A 5231-nucleotide genomic window follows, 5' to 3' on the forward strand; every position below is an offset into this window, starting at 1 on the left:
TCCGCAGGCCGCTGCCGCTCTCCGTTCCCCCCGACAGGGCACCGATGTAAAGCGAAAAGGCCACCAGCATCGCCCCCATCAGTGGCAGGGCGACGGTCAGCGGCACGGTCGTGCCCGACCCGCCCGCATCCGCCTTTTCCATGTCGGCGGGGGCCGGAACCGACAGGATCTCGATCCGGGTTTCGCCACCCAGTACAAAGGTCAGGCCGGGCCGCACCGGGCCGGTGCGCGGATTGCCCTTGCTGACCGCCGTATGGCCGCGATCGGAACTGAAATACTCCCACTGGCCGCCGGTCTTGGCCCGCTGCAGCGTCAGGTGACCGGCAACCACATTCTGCGCGCCAAGCCGCAGATCGTCGCCCGGGCCGGTGCCGATCGTGATCCGGTCTCCGGTCAGAAGGACACCGCTTTCAAGGTCGATGCCGCCCGTGACCTCGGCGCGCAGAACCTTTGGAGTGAAAAGCCCGAGCGCCATCAGAAGAACCCCTGTCCGCGGATGGAGACGATGGTCGGCGCGAGGGCCGCGAGGATAATCGACATCATCATCAGAAAGACCGGCAGGACGATATTGGTCTTCAGCCGTTCGGCAGTCCGGTTCGCCATTTCTTCGCGCAGGTAACGCAGTTCCTCGGCCTGGGCGGTGTAGAACTGTTCGGCCTCGCCGCTCGACCGCTCACCCTGCGCGAGGTTCTTCAGGATCGTCTTGACCGTCACCGGCTTCACACGTTCGACCATCCGGTGCAAAGCCTCGTCGAAACTGGTGGAATCCGCGTCCTTCGCCGTCAGCGCGATTTCGCGCGACAGGGGTGTGCCCGGCGATGCCTCCACATACTTCGCCAGCGCCTTGCGTGGCGTACCGCCCGCCTGCACCACCAGCACGGCAAGGTCGAGGAAGAAGGGGAATTCGCGCTCCAGATCATCGGCGTTCTTCTGCGCGGCACCGCGCACGTCGAGGATCAGGAAGACGGCGATGAAAAGCGCGCCGAACATCCACCACTTGATCATCGTGCTGCCTGCGACGGCCGCCCCCGCCCCGCCAATCGCGGCATTCAGGGCGAAGAAGGCGCCGACCACCGCCCCGACAAGCAGGCTGAGCACGACGACCGCGGCAAGGTATTGCCGCCCATCGACCCCACCAAAGGGTCGCCCGGCATAGGTCAGTTGCTGATCGAGGTCATCGGTCATGGTCGGGAACGGCGCAGACAGTCCGACAAAGGCCGTGCCAATCGCCCGGATCACCCGCGCCGCCCGTTCGCGCTGGATGGGTTCAGCCGCAAGCTCGGTCTGGAACCGTGCGGTCGACCGCGTCAGCCAGTCGGCGACCAGAAGACCCGCGAAAAGGGTGCCGAGCCCGACAGCGCCCGCGATGGCGAGGGAGAGCAGTTCCGGGGTCATACATTCGCCTTTGTCAGATAGTGACCGATGATATGGGCGGACAGGAAACCGAGGACGGCAATGCCGACCAAAAGCTGGCCCAGCCCGTCCTCGAACACAGAGGTTTCGTGATCGACGACGAAGGCCGAGGCAATGGCGACCAACGGACCGATGAAGGACATGAGGTAGAGGTTCCGCCGCCCGTTTTCGCTGGCGGTGCGGATCTTCTTGTTCAACCGTTCGATCTCGATCAGCGTGCGCGACAGGCTTTTCAGCGCCTCGATCAGCCGCCCGCCGCTAGACGTGCCGACACGCACGACCGAGGCGGTCAGGGTGAAGCTGCGCGAATTCAGCCGCCGCGCCATCTCGGTGAAAGCCTCATCGATACCCATGATCTCCACCCGGCGCTGAAGGCGGGCGATTTCCACATCGGCCGGGATCGGGGCCGAGCTTGCGACCTTCTTCAACGCGGTTTCCAGCGTGGCGCCGGCCGCCATTTCGTTCGCGACCTGCTGCAACGCCAGCGGCAGCGCCAGTTCCAGTTCCCGCGCGCGCTGCCCGGCCGCCCTCTGGTAGAGGAAGACCGGCAGCGCCAGTCCGATCAGGACAAGGACGATGATCGAGGGCAGTTTCAGGCCGACCGCGAACAGGGCCGTCCCGACAACAAGGTTCGCGAAGAGAAGCAGCGCCAGCGTATCGACCGGGGCGATCTTCTTGCCGAAGGCGAAGGTCAGCACCGCCGTCACCTTTTCGCGCGGATCGTCGTCCAGCCGCGCCCAGAACCAGCCCAGCGCCTTATGCAGGCCCACCTGCCCGCCGAAGAGGGCGCCCCCCAGAAGGATCGCGGCCAGAAGATTGGGAAGGGGACCGGGATCAGGCAGCATGGGCCTGCTCCGCCTCGGTGTCGAAGAAACTGCCGATCTCGATCAGCCCATGCGCCGACAGCTCATCAAAGAAGCTCGGGATATAACCCGAGATGACATGGCGCGGACTTGGACCCTCTTCAACCATCTCGAAGATCGGGTTGACCGGGATGCCTCCGGTCTCGGGGTCGAACGCGCCCAGTTCTGCGATTTCAACGACGCTGCGTTGACGGGCATTCGGGGCCGCGTCGGGGTCGAGCGAGCGGGTCTTGCGCACCTGCACGATCACATCAATGGCCGCGCCGATTTGCTGGCGGATGGCATGGATCGGCAGATCCTGTCCCGATTGCAGCACCATGGTTTCCAGCCGCAGGATCAAATCCTCGGGCGAATTGGCATGGGCTGTTGTCATCGACCCGGAATGGCCGGTATTCATCGCCTGCAGCATGTCCAGTGTCTCGCCGCCCCGGCATTCGCCGACGACGATCCGGTCGGGCCGCATCCGAAGCGCGTTCTTCACGAGGTCACGGATCGAAATCTCGCCCCGCCCGTCCATATTCGCGCGTCGTGCTTCCAGCGTGACGAGGTTGCGGTTGAGAAGGCGCAGTTCCGACGTGTCCTCGATGGTGACGATGCGCTCATCCTCGGGCACGAACATCGCAAGCGCGTTCAGCAGCGTCGTCTTGCCCGATCCAGTCCCGCCGGAAATCACGATGTTCTTGCGCGATTTCACGCAAGCTTGCAGGAACCGTTCCATCGGCAGCGACATGGCGCGGTTGCGGCGCAGATCGCTGACCGCCCAATGGCCCTTGCCGAACTTGCGGATCGTCAGCGACAGCCCGCCAAGCGAGGTTGGCGAGGCGACGATATTGGCCCGGCTGCCATCGGGCAGGCGCGCATCGGCCATCGGCGCGCCTTCGGTCAACTGCTTGCCATCGCGCCCGGCGATCCGGGCGGCGACCGTGAACAGCTCGCTTTCAGAGGCGAAGGACAGTCCGGTCTCGAACATCCGGTTGCCCTTCTCGACAAAGATCCGGTCAAAGCCGCAGACCATGATTTCCGAGATCATCGGCACGTCGAGCAGGAACTGGATCGGACCGAGCCGGAAGAAAAGCCCCAGCACCTTTTCGCGCACCGCATCGCGGATGAGGGCGAGCTTGAACGTCTCGCCGATCATGCCCGAAATGGCCTTGTAGGCCGCGTCGAAGCCGTCATGAACCAGTCGCAGGTCGGCGGCGGTCGAAAGTGCCGTCATCTCCAGCCGCAGTTCCGAGGCCAGTTCCTCACGCAGCTCAATCGCGCGGGCGCGCTGTTCGGCGTTCAGTTGCGAAAAACTGAGTTCGATATCGCCCCGCGTCCCGCTCATCAGGCAGGCCGAGATCAGGGGGCGACGCAAAGCCTCTTTGCAGTAGCGGTTGATGGTCGCGATCATGCCGGGCTTGCCGGCCAGATCGAGTTCCACCGACAAAAGCCGGTCCAGTTCCGCCGACAAGAGCGCCTCGCGCTGGCGTTCGTCGCCATCGAAAAGGTCGCGGCGGCGGTCTTCGTAGTCCAACAGCGCCTCGTTCATCATCAGTTCGATATCGGCAAGTTCAGGCATCACCGTCTGTTCGGTGATGGAGCGGTTGAGGTCGAGAAGCTGCAGAAGGTTGTTGCCAAGCCACAGTTCCGCCCCGTCCTCCAGCACGGTCTCGGCACCCTGCGCCAGCGCCTGACGGCCAAGCTTCGTGCCGGTGGAGACGAGCGAGACGACCTGCCACCGCGTTTCGCCCGACCGCAGGATCAGCCTTGCATGGCGCGCCTCGATGCCGCTGCCTTCCAGATGGATGAACCCCGCCTCGCCACGCCGGGTCCGGTCGTCGCCAAGCTCGTAATAGCTTTCCTCCAGCGCCACGACCGCCCGGCGGTTGCCATAGGCGTCGCAGATCCTGAGATGCGCGCGCGCCTTGGTCATTGGCTCACCGTCTCAGTGATGCAGTCTTCGGCGTTTTCACAAGGGTTGCGGAGGACGAGCGTCAGGGCCCCAGTCGCGGTTTCAGCCTCGGCCAGGAAGCGTTCTACATCCCCTGCCGGGGCCTGCAACGTCACCGAATTGTAGTCGGGCCGGTCCTTCGTCTCATATTCGCCGCGGCTGTCGACTTCGCCCACCGCCATGACCTCGATGTTTTCCAGAAGTAGTTTGGACAATGCCTCGGTCTGGCTGACCTCATAGGTGCCGATCACATCGACCCGCGCACCGGGAGAGATGAATTTCTCGACCGTGCGATTGGGTTCAACCGGGATCGAAAAGGCGCGATTTCCGGGCTTGATCCGGCGGGCAAAGGCGTTTTCTTGCGTCAGGAAGAACTGTGCGCGCTGCAGGAAACTGCCCGAGGGCACGTCCTGCCCAAAAACCCGGCCGCGCAGGTTGATGCGCGTCGCGGCATTGTCGTCGAGCGCCCAGCGGAAATCCTCGGCCAGCATCTGCGGCATTTCCTGCGACACAAGATATTTCTCGATGAAGGCGTCGTCGATCTCGGTGCCCGCGCGGATCACCAGCCCGTCCTCGGCCGCCAGCCGCAGCTTGCGCATCGTCGCGGTCTGGGTCGCGACCTCCTGATAATAGAACCAGGCCACACCGAAGGCGAGCATCGCCGCGAGGAAGTAGAAAAGACTGCGCATCATTCCTCCTGAAAATTCATCACCACGGTCGAGCGGTCCTGCCCGGCGGGATCGGGTTGAAAATAGAGGAAAAGCGAACAGCCCGGTCGGTATCCGACAAAAAACGACGTGTCGTCATCCGAGGCATCCGTGACCTGAAACCCCTCGGCCTCAAGCCGCGCGACATAGTCGGGCGCGACCTTGTCCGGCAGACCGGTTTGCGACAGGATCGCCTGGCCTGTGCACCCGCCCGAGACGGAGGACATCAGGAACGCCGTGCCTTCGGGAAGGCTTCCAAGGATGCCCGGCGCGGCTGATCCGGCACCCCCGAATTGCGGGGCGCTGATCATTAGC

The 5231-nt window shown here is 64.0% G+C and carries 6 protein-coding genes; all 6 read right to left on the reverse strand.

What is annotated here, in order from left to right; all coding sequences use genetic code 11:
• Positions 1–475 (reverse strand): hypothetical protein (locus tag WBB85_RS10110; RefSeq protein WP_432638492.1); only part of this gene is annotated, 475 nt, incomplete at its 3' end.
• Complete coding sequence (locus WBB85_RS10115) at positions 475–1395, reverse strand: type II secretion system F family protein (RefSeq protein WP_432638493.1); 921 nt, start codon at positions 1393–1395, stop codon at positions 475–477. The genes WBB85_RS10110 and WBB85_RS10115, both read right to left, overlap by 1 nt.
• Positions 1392–2258, reverse strand: a complete 867-nt coding sequence (locus WBB85_RS10120; protein ID WP_432638494.1) for a type II secretion system F family protein — start codon at positions 2256–2258, stop codon at positions 1392–1394. Before WBB85_RS10120 ends, WBB85_RS10115 begins: the two co-directional genes overlap by 4 nt.
• The gene (locus tag WBB85_RS10125; protein WP_432638495.1) at positions 2248–4191 is read right to left on the reverse strand and encodes an ATPase, T2SS/T4P/T4SS family; all 1944 of its coding nucleotides are present in this window, start codon (positions 4189–4191) and stop codon (positions 2248–2250) included. The genes WBB85_RS10120 and WBB85_RS10125 overlap by 11 nt, the downstream gene beginning before the upstream one ends.
• Positions 4188–4898 (reverse strand): Flp pilus assembly protein CpaB, encoded by a 711-nt coding sequence (gene cpaB, locus WBB85_RS10130; protein WP_432638496.1) that lies wholly within the window; start codon positions 4896–4898, stop codon positions 4188–4190. The genes WBB85_RS10125 and cpaB overlap by 4 nt, the downstream gene beginning before the upstream one ends.
• The coding region (locus WBB85_RS10135) for a hypothetical protein (RefSeq protein WP_432638497.1) at positions 4898–5231 on the reverse strand (334 nt) is incomplete at its 5' end. The genes cpaB and WBB85_RS10135, both read right to left, overlap by 1 nt.

It is taken from the genome of Albidovulum sp., from assembly GCF_049646345.1.
Taxonomy (GTDB): domain Bacteria; phylum Pseudomonadota; class Alphaproteobacteria; order Rhodobacterales; family Rhodobacteraceae; genus Albidovulum.

What these genes read in the sequence shown, in the direction of transcription:
- WBB85_RS10115 (WP_432638493.1), bottom strand. Translation starts at nt 1,395, where the DNA reads ATGACCCCGGAACTGCTCTCCCTCGCCATCGCGGGCGCTGTCGGGCTC.
- WBB85_RS10120 (WP_432638494.1), bottom strand. Translation starts at nt 2,258, where the DNA reads ATGCTGCCTGATCCCGGTCCCCTTCCCAATCTTCTGGCCGCGATCCTT.
- WBB85_RS10125 (WP_432638495.1), bottom strand. Translation starts at nt 4,191, where the DNA reads ATGACCAAGGCGCGCGCGCATCTCAGGATCTGCGACGCCTATGGCAAC.
- cpaB (WP_432638496.1), bottom strand. Translation starts at nt 4,898, where the DNA reads ATGCGCAGTCTTTTCTACTTCCTCGCGGCGATGCTCGCCTTCGGTGTG.